This is a genomic window from Clostridium nigeriense (genome assembly GCF_050585245.1).
In the GTDB taxonomy this organism is placed as follows: Bacteria; Bacillota; Clostridia; order Clostridiales; family Clostridiaceae; genus Clostridium; species Clostridium nigeriense_A.
Map to the genome: position 1 here is coordinate 19,208 of NZ_JBNOOF010000008.1, position 23,379 is coordinate 42,586.

The window sequence follows — 23,379 nt, forward strand, 5'->3', positions numbered from 1 at the left end:
AAAATGGGTATTTATAGAAAATATAAATACCCATTAAAAATCAAAAATTTATTTAACCACTTGTGAAACTATTATAGCTATACCTATTAAAGCACCAGCAAGAAAAATTGCAACTGCAATATTTCCCTTTTCTAATTCTTTATTGAAATCAGCTGGTATAATTGCATCAAAAATCTTATAACCTGCTACTAAAATAATAATTCCAACAGCTCCAAATATAATACTTAGTAATAAATTCATAAGAGCGCTTAAAACAACTTCCATAATATATCCCCCTCTAAAATGCTACTATATACTAATTTTACCACAAAACATATAATCATATATTAAAGATTTGTAACTTTCTTCAAATAGAAATCTGATCTTTTATCTTTTCGAAGGTCTTTGCCCCTATGCCATCAACATTTTTAATTTCTTCTATAGACTTAAATCCTCCATTCTTTTCTCTATAATTAATTATACTTTGTGCTTTCACCTCTCCAATTCCAGTTATATTCTGTAATTCTGTTAAAGTTGCAGTATTAATATTTATAATTCCATCACTAGAAACTCCTGTGGAAATACTACTGTCTCCCACATTGTTATTTGCATTGTCGTTATTAGGAATAACTATAAGTTCATTAGCCCTAAGTTTTTCAGCTCTATTTATTCCATCTATATTTGCTTCTTCTGTTAAGCCTCCGGCCATATTAATTAAATCCCTAATTATACTTCCTTCATCAATTTCATATACATCTGGATTTTTTACTTCTCCCTTTATTTCTACTGTTATTTTATTAGGAATATTATTAACTACATTTTCTCCAAAGGTCTCTGTACTTCCATCCTCTTTCACTTCACTATTTGCTTCATTTTCTTCTACAAATATGTTTTTCATATACTCATCCTTAAATACACTTGACTTATTTCTTCCATATAAATAAAAAGATGCTAAAATGCAAAATAAAGCTAGTATAATTAATACTATATTTCTTACGTTTAGTAAGTCCTTTATTTTTTTACCCATAAAAACCTCCAAATTAATAGTTTATAGCTATAATTATTAACTTATTATTAAGATTTTAACTATTTATATATAAATTTTTATAAAAACTAGAATGATTTATATTTTTCTGATAAAATAATTTTGTCTATATGAAAACATTATGTGGGAGAATCGGTATGAAAAAATTTATAAAAAAATTTCTTCTGTCCTCTTTACTTGTAAGTAGTATTTTTACTTCAATAAGTGGATTTACAGTAAAAGCTACTGAATTACCGCCTGTATATTCAGAAGGTGCTGTACTAATGGATGGAAGAACAGGGAAAGTACTTTATTCCAAAAATGAGCATACTCAATATGAGCCTGCCTCTACGACAAAGGTAATGACTGCTTTAGTTGTTTTAGAAAATGCAAATTTAACAGATAAGGTAACTATAGGGGAAAAACCTCCTCAAGTAGATGGCTCTGCACTTGGTATACAAAAAGGGGAAGTTTACACAGTTGAAGAGCTTATGTACGGGCTATTACTAGAGTCAGCCAATGATTGTGCTGAAGCATTAGCTGAATATGTTTCAGGTTCTAATGAAGAATTTGCCAAGCTTATGAATGCTAAAGCTAAAGAACTTGGTGCTTTAAATACAAATTTTAAAAATCCTAGTGGTCTTCATGAAGATGGACATTTAACTACAGCTTATGATTTAGCTCTTATAATGAAAGCAGCATCACATAATGAGGAATATGTAAGGATTTCACAAACAGAATCTTATAAATATGTAAATCAACCATTTTCAGATGGAAGTGAAAAATGGGCAACCAATAAAAACCAATTACTTAATGAATATAGCGCTTATTATTATGGAAATACTTATTGTGGTAAAAATGGATATACTCCTGAAGCAAATCATGCCTATACTGCTGCTGCAGTAAATGGTGATCAAATGCTAATTGCTTCATTTATAAATGCTACTGATAAAGATAATTTCTATACAAATATAGGTCCATTATTTGATTATGGATTCGATAATTTTGAAACAATTAAATTAATAAGTGCAGATGATAAGCTAGATACATATAAAATTAATGAAGATATTACTATTCCATTACTAGCTAAAAGTGATTTTTATTATACTAAAGCTAAATCTGAAAAAGCCCCTTCATATTCTATAGAATATGATAAAACTGATATTAGTAAACAAGCTATTAGTGTTGGAGATACATTATATAAAGCTAAAATAGTAATTGACGGTGAAACAGTCTCTACTATGGATTTAATAAGTGGAGCTAATAGAGAGTATAATAATAAAATAAAGCTTCAAGAAACTTTATTAGAATTTATTAAAGAGCCAATGAATATAGCTTATCTAGTACTTGGATTATTTATTTTCTTTATACTTATAAAATGTATTATTTATTTTATAAAAAGAAGAAAGCTTAGAAGAAAATACTCAAAATTTCATAGATACAAAAGTTAAAAGAGGCTATCATAATAAATAGCCTCTTTTTCGCTAGATATACTTTCCTATTTATTTTCTAATTCTTTAACTAATTTATTAATATCCTCTGGTAGCTTTGCTCTAAGACTTAAAGGATCTTTAGTTCTTGGTGATTTAAAATCTAAACCATAAGCATGAAGTGCTTGCCTTTTAATAATATGAATATCATCTTCACTACCATATAGTGTATCTCCCCAAATAGGATGTCCTAAATGACTTAAATGTACCCTTATTTGATGTGTTCTTCCGGTTTCTAATAGACATTCAACTAAATCAGAATCCTTATATCTCTCTACAACCTTATAATGAGTTATACTTCTTTGTCCTCTTTCATCCACAACTCTTCTAATAGTACCTTCTTCTTCAGGTCTATAAATAGGTAAATCTATAGTTCCCTCCATGTTTTCCATATGTCCATGTACTACAGCTAAATATCTCTTCTCTACATTATTTAAAGTCATTTCTTTAGATAACTCCATATGCGCATACTGATTTTTAGCTATTATTATCAGCCCTGACGTATCCATATCTAATCTACTTACAAGTCTAACTATACACTTTTGATTACTTTCTTTAAAATAATACATTAAAGCATTGGCTAAAGTCCCACTTTGATGCCTTTTTGTAGGGTGAACCACCATATTAGGCCCTTTATTGACTACTATTATATCTTCATCCTCATATACTATATCTATTGGAATATTTTCTGGATCAATATTTTGAGTTTCATCCTTCATTAAATTTATCAATATATTATCTTTATCTTTTACTATGTAATTCATTTTAACAGCTTTATTATTTACAAATATTCTTTTATCTACAGAAGCACTTCTTATTAATCTAGAAGAAAGTCCAAGTTCTTCTTTTAAATACTCTCTAATTTTTCTTCCATCGTACTCCTTAGTAACTACCTTCTTAATAGTACTCATTTTCCCTCCTATAAAAAGGAGCTGTTTATAAACAGCTCCAAATTATTATTCATTTTACATTAATTTAATAAGTTATAATCATCACCTAATAGTATTACAACATCATACTCCTTATATTCAGATTTACTTATTTTATCAAATTTTTCTATATCTATATCACTTTTTAGTAATTCTCTTAAATCTTTATCATTAGTTTGTATTACACTTTTAGATACTGCTGTAGTAGTGTTCCCTACCTCTATATTAGTGTATCCTAATGAAAGAAGCTTATTTTTTGCACTAGATGCTAATCCATCTATCTTGGTTCCATTTAAAACTAATACTTTTAAATCTTCTCTATCTATAGATGTTATATTGTCACTTGATGATGAATCACCTGAATTTAGTGCATTAATTAAATCTGTATTATACTCTTTATCAGCTACTATATAAGATTGACCATATATATATTCTGGTTCACCTTGCACTGTTGTCATTACTATATTAGATGAGCCTAACCTTAATACCTTCATTCCTAATGATATTAATTTGTTAGCTGGAATATTAGTATCAACATTATCACTAATAGCCTTTAATATCTTTGGAGCCTTAAATACTATACTTGGGCTCATAGCTTTATCTAATAACTTGCTAAGAAATAATTGTTGGTTCTTAATTCTATCCAAATCACCATTTACAAGTCCAGTTCCATCATTATTTTCTCTCCATCTAAAAAACTCTTCAGCCTTTTGTCCATCTAGAAGAACTGTTTCTCCTGCCTTAAAGTTTATATGAAGATCTTGCTCATCATCATCATAATACATATCTTGCTCAATAGTCATCTCTACTCCACCAATAGCATCTACTATACTTCTAAAGGCATTATAGTCTATCTCTACAATATAATTAATACTAATATCAAGTAATGATTCTACATGGGTTATAACTTCCTCTTCCCCACCTAACGCATAAGCGGCATTCATCTTCCAATATCTTTGATATTCTCCAGTATCTAAATAAGCATCAACCTCAATTAATGTATCTCTTGGTATAGAAACTATATGTGCCTTCTTCGTATTAGGATTATAGTTAAATACCATTATACTATCACTTCTTCTTATAGATTTATTAGTTTGATTGTCAGTATCTCCTATATCCATTCCTAAAATTAAAATGTTTATAGGATCACTTGATGATGTTGGTGCTGTCCCTTCTCCTAAGGTATTTGTTTTTAATCCTGATATAAATGAGTAGGCATATATTCCACTACCAAAGATTAAAAGTAAAAATACAGTAAATATAAGTTTTACTATTCTTTTTCTTCTTCTTTTTTTTCTTTTAGCTTCTATAGCTTTTCTTCTTTTTATTTTTTCTTCCCTAGTAAGTGGTCTTTTGCCCCTGTTTCCAAGATCTTCTCTGCTATTCCCCATCTTTTAATTCCTCTCTAAGATTTATTTATGAAGCAACAAATAATTTCTTGCCTTAATGCTATTTATATCAATAGGAACTCCCTTACTTAACAAGTACTCAATAGTATGATTCAAGCCTTGAAGAACTCCGTTATCTAAATCTTTAAAACATTCTCTTCTAAGATTATCTACTCCTGGAAAATTCCTATTTGGTTCAATCATATCAGCCATATAAATTACTTTATCTAGCTTACTCATATTTTCCTTTCCAGTAGTATGCCATCTCATAGCACTTAAAATTTCCTCATCTTCAATTTCAAAAACTTCTCTAGCTACTATAGGTCCAACCATACTGTGCCATAGTTCTTGATTTCTTTCTTCATCATAAGTTAATTTTACATTATTTTTATCTAAAATATCTTTTAATTCGTATATAGTTTTATTTTTAGCTATATCATGAGCTAAAGCAGCAATTTCCGCTTTTTTTTCATCTACCCCATTTATATTTGCTAATCTTATAGCAGTATCAACTACTCCTAAGGTATGAATATACCTATTTTCCATCAAATTATTTTTAAGGTAGATCTTAATTTCTTCAATACTAAGCATAGTTTTCTCTCCTTAAATTTCACTTTATAATTATTTAATATTATTACAATAATTATATATATTATTTTTTTCTATATAACTTAATACTTCTTTTGGTAAGAAAAAGTCAACTCTTTTTCCTTCATTAATTCGTTTCCTAATCATAGATGAGGAAATTTCTAAATCTATTATATCTAAAAAATTAATAGTTGTGTTAAACTTTTTCTCAATTTTATCCTTTTGAATTCTTAAATTTTTCTTATTGTAACCAGCTCTATTAAACACTACAAATTTTGAAAGCTTAAATATCTCTTCTGGACTTTTCCATTCTTCGATATCCATTAGACAATCAGCACCTGTTATAAAGTATAATTCATTATCCTTAGCTTTAAACTGCTTTAAAGTTTCAAAAGTATAACTGTATCCTTCTTTTTCAACTTCATATTTGCTTATTTCGAAATCCTCATAATTTTTAATAGCTTCACAAACCATATTATACCTTAAGGAAGCCTCTATAATTTTTTTATCTTTTTTATGAGGCGGATTTCCTGCTGGTATAAATATTACTTTATCTAAATTTAATTGGCTTTTAGCTTCATAAGCTATGTACAAATGAGCTAGATGAATAGGATTAAAAGTTCCTCCTAATATACCAATTTTCTTCATTTTAATTATTACCTAGGTAGTTCTATCTTAGGTTTTTTTGAGGATTTTTTATATAAAACTATCTTACTTCCTATTGCTTGAATACCTTCGCATCCTATTTTTTCACATATTGTATTTGATGCTTCCCTAGCAACTAAGCCACTATTTTCAAGCACTTTAATTTTTATTAATTCTCTTGCTTCTAAAGCTTCTTCTAATTGTTTTAAAAAAGTTTCCTCTATTCCATTCTTACCTAATTGAAATATTGGATCCATATTATTTGCAAGTCCTCTTAGGTAAGCTCTTTGTTTTCCTGTTATCATTTTAGTCCTCCTATTTTATAGCACATATTCAAATTCAAAATCATTAAGTCTTACTATATCTCCATCTTCAATTCCCATTTCTCTAAGGTTATCAAAAACACCTTTGTTTCTTAATACCTTATGGAAGTATCTTAAAGAGTCAGCGTCATGTATATTAACTGAGTTTAATAATCTATCTACAAATGATCCATAAACTACATATATCTTATTTCCATCTTCTCCATCTTCAATAGATACATCATAAGTAAATCTCTTTTCTTCTGGGATAAATCTTTCATCTTCACTTATTTCTAAATCTTTAATTGGAATTTCTGAAAGCATTCTACCAGCTTCTTTAATTATTGTCTCTACACCTGATTTAGTAGCTGCTGACATCTTATATACTTTATCAAAACCTAACTCATTTACTTTTTTCTTAAAGTCTTCATAAACTTCTTCATCATAAAGCATATCAGCCTTATTAGCTACAACTATTTGTGGTCTATCCCAAAGCTTAACTGAATATTTCTTAAGTTCTTCATTTATCTTTAGGAAATCCTCAAATGGATCTCTTCCTTCTATTCCTGATATATCAACTACATGTATTAATAATCTAGTTCTTTCAATATGTCTTAAGAAGTCTAAACCTAATCCTACTCCTTCAGCTGCACCTTCAATTATTCCTGGAATATCAGCCATAACAAAGGCATTTATTCCTTCTGCTTTAACAACTCCTAAATTTGGTTTTAAAGTAGTAAAGTGATAGTTTGCTATCTTTGGTTTTGCTGCTGTTACTGTTGAAAGGAAAGTTGATTTTCCTACATTAGGGAATCCTACTAAACCTACATCTGCTAATAATTTAAGTTCTAAAGTTATCCATCTTTCTTCCCCTGGCATACCTGGTTCTGCAAAATGAGGTGCTTGCCTAGTTGGTGTACAGAACTTACAATTTCCTTTTCCACCCTTTCCACCTCTTGCAATTACAAAAGTATCATCCTTATGAGAAAGGTCAGCTATTATCTTATTAGTTTCAAAATCTCTAATAATAGTTCCCATTGGAACTTTAATATGAAGATCATCTCCATCTTTTCCATAACATTTAGAGCCTTCACCTTTTCCACCAGCTTCAGCCACGAATTTCTTTTTATATTTAAAATCTAAAAGTGTTGTTAAACCTGGATCAACTTCAAAAATTACGCTTCCGCCTTTTCCTCCATCTCCTCCATCTGGACCACCTAGAGGAACATATTTTTCTCTTCTAAAGGATACACATCCATTTCCTCCGTCTCCAGACTTAATAAATATTTTCGCTTTATCTATAAACATAAAATCACCTATCTTTCATAAATTATTTTAACCTTATTCTTATTATTTCAATCTTTTCAAGGTTTATTATAACATAATTGTAAATATAATATTAATCCTTCTATAATATCGAAATAACTCTACTATTATATATCACAATTCATAATATGAATGGACAATTGACAGTGTACAATGGGTAAGGTTTATCCATTGTCAATTGCCCATTTCTTTTTATAATTTTTACAAAATAAAGCACCCTAAACTAGGGTGCTTTATGAAAATAATATTATTCTGCTATTTCTTCAAGATTTACTGGATAAATGCTAACTTTTTTCTTATCTCTACCCATTCTTTCAAATCTAACAATTCCGTCTTCTTTAGCAAATAGAGTGTCATCTCCACCCTTACCAACATTAGTTCCTGGATGAATCTTTGTTCCTCTTTGTCTAACTAAAATGTTACCAGCTAAAACGAACTCTCCGTCAGCAGCTTTAACTCCTAATCTTTTTGATTCTGAGTCTCTACCGTTCTTAGAGCTACCTACCCCTTTCTTGTGGGCAAATAATTGAAGGTTCATTATTAACATACTATTGCACCTCCTCTTTCAACAATCTTATATATTCACTATCTTTTTTACTTCCAAAAGTTAATTTAAGAGATTCAATCAAGCTTTCTATACTTTTTTCAAAGGTCAAAAGTAATACTTGACACTTCTCTATTTCTTGATCTTTAAGATTTGATAAATTTATATGTAAAAATCCATCATTTATCTCATACTTAATCTTAAGCTTCAATACCTCTTCCATACCTATTAAAGTACTTTGAGATAATACAGAAACCGAATTGCAAATTAAATCATAAGCATTTCCACTTTTCTCTATTTCAGCCTTTGAGAGAGCATGACCTTCTATCTTAAATCCAAGTCTTAAATCATCCTTTTTAAAAATTCTAATCTTAATCATGATAATTAAGCTTCGATTTTTTCGATTACTAACTTAGTGTATGGTTGTCTGTGACCAGTCTTCTTTCTGTAGTCCTTCTTTGGCTTATACTTGAAAACTGTGATTTTCTTAGCTTTGCCTTGAGCTACAACCTTAGCAACAACCTTAGCACCTTCTACAACTGGTGTACCAACTTTTAAAGCATCACCATTTGAAACTGCTAATACTTCTGTTAATTCAACTGTTGAGTCAACTTCAGCGTTAAGTTTTTCAACGAATATTACGTCTCCTTCTTGAACTCTGTATTGTTTTCCTCCTGTAGATAATACTGCGTACATTAAAAACACCTCCTCTTATTACGGTCTCGCCAACCGAGGTACAAAGCTCTAAACTTTGTTTATATAAAAAACCTCTTATGTGCGGTTTAACATCTGCTATTTTACCATACTATTATGTATATTGTAAAGCAAATTATTCATATTTTTCATATGCTTTTACAAGATATTTTTTAACATTTTCTTTTTGACTATTAAAAATTAAAGGTTCAACTTTATATCCTTCAATTCCATCTACAAAATTTAAGTAAATTTCATTATTTAATGAGTTTATATTAGATAAAAATGAAAATTCATCACCCTTAACAATTTCTTCATAATTCTTATCTAATTCAATATAAAAAGAATTTATAGAGTTTTCTTCTCCTGCCTTAATAACTTCATTTCTAATTAACTTCTCTATATATGATAGTTTTAAAACAAAGCCTTCCTTATTACATCTCTTACAGCCTTCCTCTAAATATTCATATATAGATTTTCCTCTTCTTTTTCTTGCGATTTGTACTAAATCTAGTTCAGTAAAAGGGAATACTTTAACATTTCCTTTATCTTCTTTTAAGGCTTCTTTTAAAGCATTCATGACTAAAGCTTTTTGAGAAAAATCTCTCATATCTATAAAATCTATAACTATTATTCCTGCTAAGTTTCTTAGTCTAATTTGCCTTCCTATTTCCTTTGCAGCCTCTAAATTAGTTTCTAATATAGTCTTATCAAAACTTCTTCCTTTAATATTTTTAGAAGAATTAACATCTATAACATACATAGCTTCTGTTTTATCTATTACTATATTCCCACCACAATTTAATGCAACCTTCTTATGTCTAAGCTTTAATATTTCTTTTTCGATTCCATAAAAGTCAAATAAGCTTCTACTGTTATCATATTTTTCAATAGATATATCACTATTTCCATCTACTATTGAAGAAATCTCTTTTAAATCCTCAGTATCATTTGTAATTATTTTGCAATTAACTCCTAAATTTTCAATAACTACTTTGTTTAAAATAATATTTTCTCCATAAAGCTTACCTAAGTTTAAACTATAATTTAATTTCTTTATAAGGCCTTCAAATTCTAATAAAAGTCTATTTTTTTCTTCTATTAAATCCTCATCACCAGCATGTACTGCTTCTGTTCTAATAGTTACACCATAACCATCAATGTCATTAATAATCTTTGAAATTCTATCTTTTTCTTCTTGATTATTAATTCTCTTTGAAAAGCTTATTCCACTTCCACCTAGAGTTAATACCATAAATCTACCTGGAATACTTACATTTTTGCTTATTTTAGCCCCCTTATTATTTAAAGGTTCCTTTATAACTTCTACTAAAAGTTCATCGCCTTTTTTTATTCCCTGATCTTTTAGTTCATTACTTAAATACATATAAGCTTCTTTTTCTAATCCAATATCTACAAAAACGGAGTTTATAGCAGTAACTATATTTTTTACCCTTCCCTTATAAATCTCTCCCATTTTAGGATCTTGAGAGGCTTCTTCAACAAAGCACTCTACAAGTTTTCCATTTTCCTTTATGGCAATTCTTAAAAGCAATTCATCTCTTTCAATGAAAATTTCTCTCATAAAATACACATCCCTAAATGAATTTATATATTGGTATGTATTTATTATCCTTTAATACATACATTTCTTCTCTCTTTATATCTATAAAGGCATCTTCAACTATTTCAGGAATATTACTTTTTATATAACTAGCTACTAAATCTGGTGATAAATGTTCTCTACTACCTGAAGAAACAACGATGTTTAAAATTAATTCATCATTGTTAATCCAGTATTTCATTTCTTTAATCATAGTCTTTAAATTAACTTCTTTTTCACCTTTTTTACTTTTCTTTATAGTAGTCCACTCTGATTTTTTATCTAATTCTTTCATCTTTTCTTCAGCTATTACAGCATCTTCACATAGCATTTTTATAGTAAACCTTGCTGCATCTATTAATGCCATAGTTTGAGGAATCTTTTTTTCCCCTTCTTTATTTACTACTTTTTTAGCATTTAAAAATTTAATTCCTGATGCAGTCTTTTCATTTAATCTAGTTACTATTTCCTCTTCATTTAATTCTTCCACTAATACTATATCCATATATTCAGCATCTGAATAAACACCAACAGATAAAGGTTGTGCTATTGACATTGCCATGTGCGGATTAAATCCCTTTGAATATTCCATAGGAAGATTTGCTCTTCTTATTACTCTTTGTAAAGTTCTCATTAAATCTAAATGAGATATAAATTTAATGCTGGATTCCTTAGTAAATTTAATTATGTAACGCACCTTCAAAACACTTCCCTTCTTTAAAGTTGACATTTACTCCACAACCTGTACAACCTTTTCTACAGTTTTGCGTAAGTTCTGCTCTTTTTGCTTTTTCATTTTCAACTTCTAAATATCTTCTATTAACTCCAATATCTATAAAGTCCCATGGAAGTATTTCATCATAGTTTCTATCTCTGTAAACATAGAAGTCTTCATCTATATTACATTCATTCATAGCTTCCATCCATATATCATATTTAAAGTATTCTGACCATCCATCAAATTTTGCACCTTTTTCGAAGGCCTTTATTAACAATTCACAAGTTCTTCTATCTCCTCTAGCAAATACAGCTTCCATAAATGAAGTTTTTTGCTCATGATAATTATAATGAATAGCTCTAGTTTTTATAGATCCCTTTACAGCATCTATCTTTTGCCATACTTCATCTGGTCTAGCCATTGGTGCCCATTGGAATGGAGTAAAAGGCTTTGGTACAAGTATTGATGTACTTACTGTAATCTTTAATCCCTTTGCTCTCTTTTCTTTTGGAATCTCATAATATACTGCAGCCATTTTTTCTGCAAGCTCACCAATTCCAGCTGCATCTTCTATTTTTTCATATGGAAGTCCTAATATAAAGTACAGCTTAATAGTACTCCATCCTGATTCAAATGCACTTTTAGTAGCTTCTAAAATTCTTTCTTCAGTTAATCCTTTATTTATAATATCTCTCATTCTTTGAGAGCCTGCTTCTGGAGCAAATGTTAATCCAGTTTTTCTAACTTTTTGGATTTCCTTTATTAAATCAACTGAAAATGCATCTACTCTAATAGATGGAAGTGCTACCCCTACATTTTTATCTCCATGTTCTAGAATTAAACTACTTACAAGATTTTGTATATCTGAATAATCACAAATACTTAGTGATGCTAAAGACACCTCTTGATATCCAGTTGCCTCTATCATCTTTCTTGCTTGATCCATTAAAGTATTAGTTGTTTTTTCCCTTACTGGTCTATAAATCATACCTGCTTGACAGAATCTACAACCATTAGTACATCCTCTTGAAGTTTCTAGAACTACTCTATCATGTACTATTTCTGAATAAGGTACTATCATATCTAATGGGAAATCTACCTTATCGAAGTTATTTATTATTCTCTTTTTAACTTTAGCTGGAACATCATCATACTTTGGTTTAAATTCTTTTATAGTTCCATCTTCATTATAAGTAACATCATATAAAGAAGGTACATATACCCCCTCTATCTTAGCTATTTCTCTTAAGAATTCTTTCTTCTTGCCTTTTCCTTTATATTTCTTATATACATCAAGTACATCATTCATGATTTCTTCACCTTCACCTATTTCAAAGAAATCAACTATATCATATAAAGGTTCTGGATTATAAGCACAAGGCCCACCAGCCATAACTATAGGCTCATCTTCTCTTCTTTCAGAAGCTCTATAATTTATTCCAGCCATATCAAGCATATTTAATATATTTGTATAACTCATTTCATATTGAAGGGTAAAACCTAATATATCAAACTCAGTAAGTGGATCCTTTGTTTCTAAAGTCATTAAAGGAATCTCATTTTTTCTAAGCTCTGCTTCCATATCTGGCCATGGTGCAAAAACTCTTTCACAATATGTATCTTTTCTTGCATTTATAGTATGATAAAGTATTCTAGTTCCTAAATGAGACATTCCTACTTCATATACATCTGGAAAACAAAAAGCAAATCTTATATCAACATCTTTTGGATCTTTAACTACTTGATTTAATTCTCCACCAACATATCTTGATGGTTTTTCAACCTTATACAGAATATGATCAGTAATTTTTTTCATAATCATTCCTCCTAGAACGAAAATTTAAATAGGTACTATCACAAACATCTTACATTGTGCGATAGCACCTATATCCTTTCCATTCTAGCATATATAAAACTAAAGGTAAATCTATTACTAACATATATGCTGCTGATAATTTAACCATTTTTTAATATTATTAGGATTTTTCAATTATATATTCCTCCAAAGTCATATTCCCATATATCTTTAAAGCTTCTATAAGCTCATCTTCATGTAATATATGAATAAGTTTCATATCATCATCTAATATATAAAAAGTATTAAACTTATTTCTATCTACTAAAGCCAATACATTAACAAGTCCTTGCTTGTAATAAACTGATATGCTCTTATTTTCTATATATCTATCCTTTAAAAGCTTTTTTCTTTTTTTAACTATGTTACCCATAGTTATATACATAGATGTATGTTCTTCCATTCTAGTAATATAAATTATAATTATCGCTCCTATTATCATACTAAAATTTAAACTATGTAGAAATATATATATATAAACTCCTATTGCTATAAATAAACCTGCTATTATAAAACTTATTATACTTATAATTTTTTGAGCTTTTTTAAATAAAATTTTTTTAGATAAAATTGTCTCTAATATTCTAGATCCATCTAGAGGATATGCAGGTAATAGGTTAAATATAGCTAAGCCTATGTTTAAATTAATACTAGTTTCTATAAAGCTATTATTATACTTAAAGCTTAAAATATAAAAAAGTACTGCCATTACTATATTAAATGAAGCCCCTGATAAATATATAAATATTTTTTCCTTATCTTTTAAAATATTTATATCTGAAAGCTCTGCATTTAATCCAAATATATGAAAGCTTATATTATAAAACTTACATCCATATTTTAAAGCTATAAGTATATGAGTAAGCTCATGTAAAAACACCCAGATAAAAGCAAATATAAACATCCTATTATAGCTGCATACTAATAATATCAATAGTATTTCTGCTAATATCTTTTTTGTCTCTCTATTCATTTATATCTCCCTATAAATTGCTACAATTCTATATAATCACCTTCTATTTCTAAGATTCATATATCTATAAATCTAAAGTTTTGTTTATATCCTCTAAATTTATATTAGAAATTTCACTTATTACATTCGTATATTTTTCTTCTATATTTTTCAATATATCCTTATAATCAAAACCAAGTTTATCTACTCCAGATAATAAATTTTCATAATTGAAATTACTACTAACTGCTACCTTACAAATTTTATAAAGTTCCTTTGCCTCACTATTTGGTAGTACTTTCAATGTAAATACTCCTAGAAATAATACAAATGTACATATCATTCTAATTATAAATCGATCAATATATTTAAATTTCTTCTTTTCAGACTTTACTCCATATGTACCGCTTCTATAAGTATAATTTCCTACATTTGCAGTACTTGGATATATGTCGTCTCTTGTGCTAACTACTTTATCTATTTTATTTGTTTTTCCTTTAACTTTTCTTCTTACTTTATCATAATAATCTTTATATGCATCATTATAATTATTAATCATACTCCTCTCTCCTACCCTTAATAATGTATTTATATTTACTCATAAATAATTTTATGCTAAGACAATAAAAAAAGAAGGCACATTCGCCTTCTTTCATTAAAAATATATCTTTTTTCTTCTCATTCCTACATTTAGAACTAAACCTATTGACATTACTGTAGTAAGTAGTGAACTTCCTCCATAACTAATCAACGGTAATGTTATACCGGTGATTGGCATAAGACCTATTGTCATCCCTATATTTTGTAATAGTGCAAACAGGAAATACGCAACTAAGCCTACGCAAATAATTGATCCAAAGGTATCCTTAGCAGTTTGCCCAATGGCTATCATTCTTGCAATTAACAATCCATAAAGTAAAAGTAATATGCAAGCTCCAACTAATCCCCATTGCTCTGCAACACTTGCAAATATAAAATCAGTTTGAACTTCTGGAACATATTGAGATGCATATCCAACTGAAGTTTCTTTAGTTATTGAATTTCCTTGTAATCCTAAGGTTCCTCCATTACCTATACTGATAAGAGAGTGTTTAAGTTGATACCCTGATTCTGAAGTATCAGATTCCGGATTTAAAAATGAAGTTATTCTTGTTTTTTGGTAAGGTTGTATTAAGCCTGAGTTCCAGACAATTACTATTGCTATAAGTAAAGATAATAAACCTCCACCTATTATTCTTATATCTAATCCACCAATAAAAAATATTCCTACTACTATAAAGAATAGTACCATAGTCATTCCCATATCTGGTTGAATTACTATGAAAGCCGCCGGTATAACTGCATATACCGCCATCTTAAAGAAATTTTTCCATTCATTTATAGTTCCATTCATTTCTTCTAAAGTTTTACCTAACATCATAATAGTAGCTATCTTTGCTAATTCTGCCGGTTGAAAGGATACTGGTCCAAATTTTATCCATCCTCTTGCTCCATTTATATCAGAACCTATAAACATGGTTAATATAAGTAAAATTATAGATCCCCAATAAAATAAAGGAGTATAGGATTTTAATAATGTATAGTCAATTGCTAATACAAAATACAATGCAACTAAACAAATTAAAAACCACATGGATTGTTTTATTAAGAAGCTAGTTCCATATTTTGATTCAGTTGCTAAGTATATATTCACTATTCCAATTATTATTAAAGAAATCATTGAAAATAAGACTAATTTATCTATTTCCTTAAGTTTTTTAAAGTCTATTTTAAAATGTGATAATGGTATCATTTCTTTGTATTTCACCTCCGTCTTTCAACCTAGATTTATTATATACAAAAACAATTCATTTCTCCATAATATATCTAATAAGTAACTAAAATTTAAGAATTTATTCATTTATTTATAGAAAATAAGTAACTACATTATGTTAGTTGCTCCGTCGCAAGCTCCAAGTCGCACTAACATAATATAGTTACTTCTAAAAACTGAAGGTAATAATTCCTCATTCACTCAGAATTATGAATTTCTGTTTTGTCACTATAATTTAAATTAATAACTCAAAACTTTAGTTGTTGAGTTTCTACCTTCTGCTATATTATCTAATTTTTAATATTCTTAATTGGAATATTAGCAATTAATGACGGATTATTACCCTCTAAATTTTCACTTTTACTTACAGCTATCTCCACATCATCAATATCTATCTCTATATATTTTGATAATACCTCTAATATTTCCATCCTTATCTTATCAAGGGTTTCATGAGGTAAATCCCCTCTATCATGTATTAATATTAGTTTTAATCTATCTTTTGCCACGTCCTTAGGTGTTGGCTTACTTGAAAATTTCCTAAAAAAATCCACCTCTCAAATCCCCCTTTTAACGCTTAAATAATCTTTTTAGTGATGCGAAGAATCCTTCTCCCCCAGTTTTTAAATCAATTAAAGGAACTTCCTCACCAGTTATTCTTCTTGCTATATTTCTAAATGCTTGACCAGATATTGACTTATCATCTAGAACTATAGGTTCTCCCTTATTAGTTGATACAGTTATATTCTTGTCATCAGGAACTACTCCTAATAATTCTATTGATAAAGTTTCAATTATATCAGGAACATCTAGCATATCTCCTCTTTGAGTCATTTCATAATTTAATCTATTGATTATTACAGCATGATCATCTAAGCCTTTAGCATCTAGCTTTCCAATAACTCTATCTGCATCTCTAACTGAAGTAATTTCAGGATTAACTACTACAATAGCTCTATCAGCACCTACTACTGAATTTTCAAAACCTTGTTCAATTCCAGCTGGGCAGTCTATTATAACATAATCAAAATCCTCTTTTAATTGATTTACTATCTTTAGCATATCTTGAGGTCTTATATCATCTTTATCTTTAGTTTGAGCTGTTGGTAATAAACAAAGATTTTGATATCTTTTATCCTTGATTAGAGCTTGTTTTAATCTACATCTATTTTCTATAACATCTGAAATTGTATAAACTATTCTATTTTCTAGTCCCATTAATACATCTAGATTTCTAAGGCCTGTATCTCCATCTACAACTACGACTCTTTTATTTAAAGCAGCTAAAGCAGTCCCAATATTAGCTGTAGTGGTTGTTTTTCCAACTCCACCCTTACCTGATGTAATAACAATAGAAATTCCCATTTTTTATTCTCCCTCCAACACTATATATATTTCTTTGGTAAATATGGCTCTACCACAATGGTATCATCCTTAATTTTTGCTAACTCTGGGTAGGATGGCTTCACTCCATCATCAGGTGCAATAGTAACTATATCCGCAATTTGAAGTATTTCTGGCTGAAGGTTAAATGCTGATATTACAGCTTTTTTATTTCCACCTAACCCCGCATGCACTTGTCCTTTAATAGTTCCTAAAACTACTATATTTCCTCCTGCATAAACTTCTGCTCCATGATTAATATCACCGATAATTACTATATTTCCATAATATTTAACTTGTTGTCCACCTCTTATTGTTTTCTTTATAAACTTTGTTTTTCCTTCATATATTCCATTAAAAATTTTATTTTCTTTCTTATCATTGGATTCTATTTGTTTAATATCTTCAAATATACAATCCTTTATTTGAATCCTCTCAAATAAAACATCCTTTAACTTTAAGATATCATCTTCTTTTAATAGCTTTAAGTTTGTTTCTATGGTAAGTGATGAACCTTTATAAAAACCTTTACCCACTGATAACTTTTTAATTAAAGCATCTAACATATCATTAAAACTATCAAATTTATCCATATCTATTGTTGCATTAATACCATCCTTGGTACCTTTTATTTGAATGCTACTATGTACTTTCATTGGTCACCCTCCACCAATTACCTTAACTTATTAATAATACTGTTACATAATTCTAATTATACAATTATATTATATAGTTTAACAACCTAATTTTGTATTTAATTAAAAAAGCGGCTAAAAATAATAATTATTACAAATTAAAAAGCTGAGAAAACTCAGCTTTTTAATTTGAACTATCAGAACTTGTATTTTCTGTTATATTATCTAATGTAATGCTATCATCCTTATTATCCTTAAGAGGTGATTCTAAAACATATTTTCTAAATGATTCTGACTTAGAAGCATAATCTGGATCTAGTTCTAATAACTTTTCTTTAAAGTATGCTTCATATATAGCCTTATGAATAGTTGCACCTTCACTACCTCTCTTACCATCATAAATAGTTGAGAATATAACTATTTCTGGATCATCTAAAGGTGCCATACTAATATAGTTACCATAAGCTAATCTTCCTTGAATAGTATAATTTTCATCTGTACTAAAGTCTGCAGTACCTGTCTTTCCTCCAACTTTAATTGGGAAGTTTGCAAAACTTGTATAAGCTGTTCCATTACTAGGACTTGTATTAACTCTATACATACCCTCTTTAATAGCTTGAATATATTCTTCTGGTATATCTAATTGATCTACAACTTCTGGTTCATATTGTTTTATTACTTCTCCAGTTGGTGATGTTATTTTATCAACAAGAGTTAACTTATATCTAGTTCCTCCATTAGCTAATGTTGCAACATAATTTGCAATTTGTACTGGTGTAAAGTTATCCATACCTTGACCTATAGCAGCCGATACTATTTGCCCAGGAGTTTCAATTTGAACTGTAACATTACTTATAACATAATATGCTAAAGCATCAGATATTACTCCTGCTTCTTCATCTATATCTACAGTTCTTTTTTGAGAAGTTTCAACTACTGAAGCTTTAAACTCATCAGATAAGTTCATCACATTTTTAATATATGGAACTAAACTTTCTGCGTATGCAGTAGTATCCCTAACTTGTTCATCTGTTCCTACTTTTTCTAAAGTTTCTTTCATATAATCTTTCAAAGCGGTTTTTGCTTCTTTTAAATCATCTGGATCACTATCACTATCTTCTATATTAAGTGGAACAAAAGAATAACTATAGTAACTTCCAGCCTTTAAGGCATCTACTATTTCATACATTGGAGTATTTACTACTTGATTCTTCCATGACTTAAAGTTATAAACTTGCCCAAAATTTTCTTCAATTTGTATACCTGTAGATGTATTAATTGAGTTTTGATTATCTGGATCGGCACCAAGGCCAAATTTCCAAGCATATTTAGCAAGAGTATTTAGAGCCTCAATATCTCCTCCATTATTCTTCCACAATCTATATCCTAATTCATAAAAATAGAAGTTTGATGATACTTGTAAGGCTTTTCCTAAATCAGTAGCACCATTTGCTACACCCTCAAAGTTTTTTAATATCGTTCCAGGTAAATCTTCTTTACTCCATGTACCTGAAGTATCATTCATAACTTCTGATGTTGTAACAACACCTTCCATTAATGCTGCAATTGCAGTAAGAGGTTTAAATGTTGACCCCGCTGGAAGAAGTCCTTGGGTTGCATAATTAAAGAAACGCTTAGGATAAGTATCAAAATAATCTTCCCTTTTTCCTGTATCTTCATTTACTGGAAATAAATAATCTATTCCGCCAGTAGCTCCAGTCCTTTGTATATATTCTTTTGCATAGCTTTCTATATCTGGATCAAAATATTCTTTAGACAACTCATCAGTAAGCATTCCTGGAATAGTAAACACATTCGGATCATATCCTGGATAACTTACCATTGCAATTATTCTACCTGTTTTAGCTTCTATTGCTACTACAGCACCTCTAGTTGCATTTGGCGCTATGCTCTTTATACGTTCCATGGTATCAGCCATTGCTTGTTCAGCAGCATATTGAACATTTTTATCAATTGTTAAATATACATTATTACCTGGATAAGCTTCTAATTCAAATAATTCTTCTGTAACTCTTCCCATTGAGTTAACTTTAACTGTAGTTCCACCCTTTGTACCTTTTAATTGGTCTTCAAAAGCAGCCTCTATACCTGAAACTCCTATTAAGTCTGAAGATGCATCATATCCTCTTAATTCATAATTTTCTTCTTTAGATGAATCTATAGAAGATAAATATCCTATTACTCCAGATGCTAAGCTACTATATGGATAAAATCTAATAGGTTCAGTACTAACATTTATTCCTGGTAAATCATTTAATTTTTGATAAATTATAAATGCTGTCTCTTCTTTTATATTGGATGCAATTGTTACTGATCTATATCCTTCGAAACTTTGCATCTTTATAGCATCTTTTATTACCATATAATTTCTTACATCTTGAAGAGAGTAAGTTTTTAATAGTTCATCTAAAATTTCTTTTCCAGATAACTCTTCGTATTTTTCATCATAAGCTTCAACTCTTGCATTATAAGACTTACTAGATTCTCCTTCTTCTTGAACTGGAACTGGATCTATAAGTTCTTGAAGGCTATAAGTCTTAATAAGCTTATAGAAGGTTTCTTCTGCTGATATCTCAAGTAATTTATTGTTAACTTGAGTTGTTTCTTCATCAGTAAACTCTGTTTTTTCACTACCAAATAATTCTTTTTGTATTTCTTCGTTTAGACCTCTATCTCTTTTAAATCTAGTTTCAACTATTTTCTTTGTATCTGCATCATCTGTTGTAAATTCAAAATAGAAATTTCCACTACTATCTATTTTAAGTATTAAATCATCATCAAAAGTTTCTCCATTTTCAGAAAGTATATCAAATACTTTCCCCATTGTTTCATAAAAATTTTCATTTTCATCATCAGGTTTAGTATATGTTAAGGTATATGTTTGAATATTAGTAGCCAAAACATTTCCTTCACTATCGTATATCTTCCCTCTAGGTGCCTTTTCAGATATAAGTCTTGTAGAACTGACATCAGCTTTTTCTTTATAATCCGAATGCTTATAAACTTGAAGATAAACTAACCTTGCAATAAACGTAGCAAAAAGTGCTATCAATAAGATATACAAAACAACATATCTAGAAATTTTCTTTTTCTTTTTAGGTTTATTTACTATCATTTAAACCTCCATGCCCTCTCTCTATAATTATTATCATAAAGCCTTAAAACAAAACCATACCCTAAAAACATTACTATAGCACTATATATAGAAGAATATATTCCAACTTCAATATTGATAGTTTTTCCTGCTAATTTTAATAATACAAAGATTGAAAATACCTTTAATATATACAGTAAAGCCATAGAAATCACTGGAACAAATTTTTTTTCTCTATAAATATTCTCACCAATAACTGCTGCAAGTAAGCATATAAGCATATTTACTAGAGCGTTTATTCCAAAACCATTATAAAAATATATATCCTGCATTAATCCGGAAATAACCCCAATGAATACAGCTTCACTTTTCCCATTTATAATAGAATAGGCTATTGCAAAAGTAAAAAGCAAACTTGGATATACTCCCTTTATTGCTAAAAAAGGCATAAGAGAATTATCAAGTATTAAAAGTACTAATGAAATTATAATCAAAATCCATTTTTTCATAAACTACCCTCTAATTATCATATTTTACTTCTCTTGTTTCATTTGGGATTATTACAAATAAATCTTCTAATTTATCAAAATCAACATATGGTTTAACTATAGCAGTTTTCATTACTTTTATTTCATCACTTTCAACAGATACAACTTCCCCTATTCTAATATCCTTAGGATAAACTTGACCAAGTCCAGAAGTTACTATAACATCTCCTTCTTTTATTTCTGAATCCAAAGATAAGTTAGTAATCTTTGTTAATCCACTATTAGAACGAGTCACATATCCTTTAAGTATTCCTGCAGTTTCTCCAGTACTACTAACCTTAACGGAAATAGCTATGTTTTCATTTAATAAACTCTCAACTATAGCCCAATTAGTTCCTGTACTGGTAACCTGTCCCACAAGACCCTTATCTGAAATGACCACCATACCTTTTAGTATTCCATCATTTTCACCTTTATCTATTATATATCCATCTGAATAACTTTCTCCACTATATCCAATTATATTACATCCAATATAACTGTAATCATTTTTTGAGTTTTTAAAGTTTAAAACTTCTCTTAATCTATCATTTTCTTCTTTAAGTGTATCGTATTCTAAAAGTTTATTTTGTAATTCTATATTTTCCTTAGTTAATTCATCATTTTCATTCTTAACCTCAGAAAAATTCAAGAAAAAATCTAAAGTTCCTTTTATTTTATTGTTAATTGAATAAACTACCTTTTGTAGTGGATTTATAGCACTACCAACACCACTTGAAACTGCACCCTTTTCTTCATTATTAATTGTATAAATAATTATGCCTAAAAAGGCAACTGACAGCACTATTACAGTAGCTGCCAGTTTATTCTTACGAAGCTTCATTATTGACCTCTTTGAGTCCTACTTAACTCATCAAAGTTATCTAATGCTTTACCTGCTCCTAATACAACACAATCAAGTGGTGATTCTGCTATATGTACAGGCATATTTGTTTCATGGTTAATTAGTGCATCTAATCCTCTTAATAATGCTCCTCCACCAGCTAACATTATTCCTTTTTCCATTATATCTGCTGCTAATTCAGGTGGTGTCTTTTCTAGAGTTGTCTTTATTGATTCTATTATTGAATATACAGGCTCTTTTAATGCTTCTCTTATTTGATTTTCAGATACAGTTACTGTCTTTGGAAGACCTGTAATCATGTCTCTTCCCTTTATATCCATTTCTCTTACTTCATCATCAACCTTATATGCTGAACCTAATTCCATTTTTACTTGTTCTGCTGTTCTTTCACCAATCATTAAATTAAATTCTTTCTTAATATAAGCTATTATTGATTGGTCTAATTCATCTCCAGCAATTCTTAATGATTTACTAGTAACTATTCCTCCTAAAGAAATTATAGCTACTTCTGTTGTACCACCACCAATATCAACTATCATGCTTCCTGTAGGTTCTCCAACTGGAAGTCCAGCTCCTATTGCTGCTGCCATTGGTTCTTCCATTAATACAACATCTCTTGCTCCTGCAAATTTTGCTGCTTCTTCTATAGCTCTTCTTTCAACTTCTGTTACTCCTGATGGATAACAAACTATTATTCTTGGGCTAGTAAAAGCACTCTTACTAGTTACTTTTTCTATTAATTTTTTAAGCATTGTTTGTGCTACATCAAAGTCAGCTATAACGCCATCTTTTAACGGTCTAATAGCAACTATATTTCCAGGAGTTCTTCCTATCATAAGCTTAGCTTCAGAACCTACTGCAAGTGGTTTTCTAGTTGTACTATTTATAGCAACTACTGAAGGTTCGCTTAAAACTATCCCCTTACCTTTAACAAAAACAAGCGTATTTGCTGTTCCTAAATCAATTCCCATATCCTTATTACTACTGAAAAATCCCATGTGAATT

General features: G+C 29.2%; 25 protein-coding genes. 1 reads left to right on the top strand and 24 read right to left on the bottom strand.

Annotated features, from left to right (window positions below; all coding sequences use genetic code 11):
• Positions 1–48: 48 nt before the first annotated feature.
• Both ACQPUY_RS12650 and ACQPUY_RS12655 read right to left on the bottom strand, forming a co-directional pair.
• Positions 49–264, bottom strand: a complete 216-nt coding sequence (locus ACQPUY_RS12650) for a DUF350 domain-containing protein (RefSeq protein ID WP_430841587.1) — start codon at positions 262–264, stop codon at positions 49–51.
• Between the two features lie 82 nt (positions 265–346).
• Complete coding sequence (locus ACQPUY_RS12655; RefSeq protein ID WP_430841588.1) at positions 347–1,006, bottom strand: helix-hairpin-helix domain-containing protein; 660 nt, start codon at positions 1,004–1,006, stop codon at positions 347–349.
• 155 nt (positions 1,007–1,161) lie between these two features.
• Here ACQPUY_RS12655 and ACQPUY_RS12660 point away from each other — a divergent pair, with 155 nt between their 5' ends.
• Complete coding sequence (locus ACQPUY_RS12660; RefSeq protein ID WP_430841589.1) at positions 1,162–2,454, top strand: D-alanyl-D-alanine carboxypeptidase family protein; 1,293 nt, start codon at positions 1,162–1,164, stop codon at positions 2,452–2,454.
• A 47-nt stretch (positions 2,455–2,501) separates the two neighbouring features.
• Here the strand turns inward: ACQPUY_RS12660 and ACQPUY_RS12665 are convergent, their stop codons facing one another.
• The 22 genes from ACQPUY_RS12665 to ACQPUY_RS12770 form a co-directional block, all read right to left on the bottom strand.
• Entirely contained in the window at positions 2,502–3,404 is a 903-nt protein-coding gene (locus ACQPUY_RS12665; RefSeq protein ID WP_430841590.1) for an RluA family pseudouridine synthase, read from the bottom strand.
• Positions 3,405–3,463: 59 nt separating this feature from the next.
• A complete protein-coding gene (locus tag ACQPUY_RS12670; protein WP_430841591.1) occupies positions 3,464–4,813 on the bottom strand; it encodes an LCP family protein in 1,350 nt (449 codons plus the stop codon).
• Between the two features lie 21 nt (positions 4,814–4,834).
• Positions 4,835–5,401 (bottom strand): bis(5'-nucleosyl)-tetraphosphatase (symmetrical) YqeK, encoded by a 567-nt coding sequence (gene yqeK, locus ACQPUY_RS12675; RefSeq protein WP_430841592.1) that lies wholly within the window; start codon positions 5,399–5,401, stop codon positions 4,835–4,837.
• Positions 5,402–5,431: 30 nt separating this feature from the next.
• Entirely contained in the window at positions 5,432–6,046 is a 615-nt protein-coding gene (nadD, locus tag ACQPUY_RS12680; protein ID WP_430841593.1) for a nicotinate-nucleotide adenylyltransferase, read from the bottom strand.
• Between the two features lie 8 nt (positions 6,047–6,054).
• Positions 6,055–6,348, bottom strand: coding sequence for a ribosome assembly RNA-binding protein YhbY (yhbY, locus tag ACQPUY_RS12685; protein ID WP_430841594.1), 294 nt, complete (start codon positions 6,346–6,348; stop codon positions 6,055–6,057).
• Positions 6,349–6,363: 15 nt separating this feature from the next.
• The gene (gene obgE / locus ACQPUY_RS12690) at positions 6,364–7,653 is read right to left on the bottom strand and encodes a GTPase ObgE (protein ID WP_430841595.1); all 1,290 of its coding nucleotides are present in this window, start codon (positions 7,651–7,653) and stop codon (positions 6,364–6,366) included.
• A 265-nt stretch (positions 7,654–7,918) separates the two neighbouring features.
• Positions 7,919–8,218 (bottom strand): 50S ribosomal protein L27, encoded by a 300-nt coding sequence (gene rpmA, locus ACQPUY_RS12695; protein WP_066895552.1) that lies wholly within the window; start codon positions 8,216–8,218, stop codon positions 7,919–7,921.
• Position 8,219: 1 nt separating this feature from the next.
• Complete coding sequence (locus ACQPUY_RS12700) at positions 8,220–8,594, bottom strand: ribosomal-processing cysteine protease Prp (RefSeq protein WP_430841596.1); 375 nt, start codon at positions 8,592–8,594, stop codon at positions 8,220–8,222.
• A 5-nt stretch (positions 8,595–8,599) separates the two neighbouring features.
• Positions 8,600–8,911 (bottom strand): 50S ribosomal protein L21, encoded by a 312-nt coding sequence (gene rplU, locus ACQPUY_RS12705; RefSeq protein ID WP_066895557.1) that lies wholly within the window; start codon positions 8,909–8,911, stop codon positions 8,600–8,602.
• Between the two features lie 133 nt (positions 8,912–9,044).
• Entirely contained in the window at positions 9,045–10,493 is a 1,449-nt protein-coding gene (locus ACQPUY_RS12710) for an Rne/Rng family ribonuclease (protein WP_430841597.1), read from the bottom strand.
• A 13-nt stretch (positions 10,494–10,506) separates the two neighbouring features.
• Positions 10,507–11,208, bottom strand: a complete 702-nt coding sequence (locus tag ACQPUY_RS12715; protein ID WP_430841766.1) for a TIGR03936 family radical SAM-associated protein — start codon at positions 11,206–11,208, stop codon at positions 10,507–10,509.
• Entirely contained in the window at positions 11,192–13,045 is a 1,854-nt protein-coding gene (locus ACQPUY_RS12720) for a TIGR03960 family B12-binding radical SAM protein (protein WP_430841598.1), read from the bottom strand. The genes ACQPUY_RS12715 and ACQPUY_RS12720 overlap by 17 nt, the downstream gene beginning before the upstream one ends.
• 160 nt (positions 13,046–13,205) lie before the next feature.
• The gene (locus tag ACQPUY_RS12725) at positions 13,206–14,057 is read right to left on the bottom strand and encodes a site-2 protease family protein (protein ID WP_430841599.1); all 852 of its coding nucleotides are present in this window, start codon (positions 14,055–14,057) and stop codon (positions 13,206–13,208) included.
• A 64-nt stretch (positions 14,058–14,121) separates the two neighbouring features.
• Positions 14,122–14,595 (bottom strand): peptidase M23, encoded by a 474-nt coding sequence (locus ACQPUY_RS12730; protein ID WP_430841600.1) that lies wholly within the window; start codon positions 14,593–14,595, stop codon positions 14,122–14,124.
• Between the two features lie 96 nt (positions 14,596–14,691).
• Positions 14,692–15,828: a rod shape-determining protein RodA gene (rodA, locus tag ACQPUY_RS12735; protein ID WP_430841768.1), complete on the bottom strand. Its 1,137-nt coding sequence runs from the start codon at positions 15,826–15,828 to the stop codon at positions 14,692–14,694.
• 311 nt (positions 15,829–16,139) lie between these two features.
• Complete coding sequence (gene minE, locus ACQPUY_RS12740; RefSeq protein ID WP_430841601.1) at positions 16,140–16,403, bottom strand: cell division topological specificity factor MinE; 264 nt, start codon at positions 16,401–16,403, stop codon at positions 16,140–16,142.
• Between the two features lie 16 nt (positions 16,404–16,419).
• Positions 16,420–17,214, bottom strand: coding sequence for a septum site-determining protein MinD (gene minD / locus ACQPUY_RS12745; RefSeq protein ID WP_430841602.1), 795 nt, complete (start codon positions 17,212–17,214; stop codon positions 16,420–16,422).
• A 20-nt stretch (positions 17,215–17,234) separates the two neighbouring features.
• Positions 17,235–17,888 carry a septum site-determining protein MinC gene (gene minC, locus ACQPUY_RS12750; RefSeq protein WP_430841603.1) on the bottom strand — a complete coding sequence of 218 codons (654 nt, stop codon included), beginning with the start codon at positions 17,886–17,888 and terminating at the stop codon, positions 17,235–17,237.
• 163 nt (positions 17,889–18,051) lie between these two features.
• Complete coding sequence (locus ACQPUY_RS12755; protein WP_430841604.1) at positions 18,052–21,003, bottom strand: penicillin-binding transpeptidase domain-containing protein; 2,952 nt, start codon at positions 21,001–21,003, stop codon at positions 18,052–18,054.
• Positions 21,000–21,491 (bottom strand): rod shape-determining protein MreD, encoded by a 492-nt coding sequence (gene mreD / locus ACQPUY_RS12760; protein ID WP_430841605.1) that lies wholly within the window; start codon positions 21,489–21,491, stop codon positions 21,000–21,002. The genes ACQPUY_RS12755 and mreD overlap by 4 nt, the downstream gene beginning before the upstream one ends.
• Before the next feature lie 10 nt (positions 21,492–21,501).
• The gene (gene mreC, locus ACQPUY_RS12765) at positions 21,502–22,353 is read right to left on the bottom strand and encodes a rod shape-determining protein MreC (RefSeq protein WP_430841606.1); all 852 of its coding nucleotides are present in this window, start codon (positions 22,351–22,353) and stop codon (positions 21,502–21,504) included.
• Positions 22,353–23,372, bottom strand: coding sequence for a rod shape-determining protein (locus ACQPUY_RS12770; RefSeq protein ID WP_430841607.1), 1,020 nt, complete (start codon positions 23,370–23,372; stop codon positions 22,353–22,355). Before ACQPUY_RS12770 ends, mreC begins: the two co-directional genes overlap by 1 nt.
• Positions 23,373–23,379: the final 7 nt, after the last annotated feature.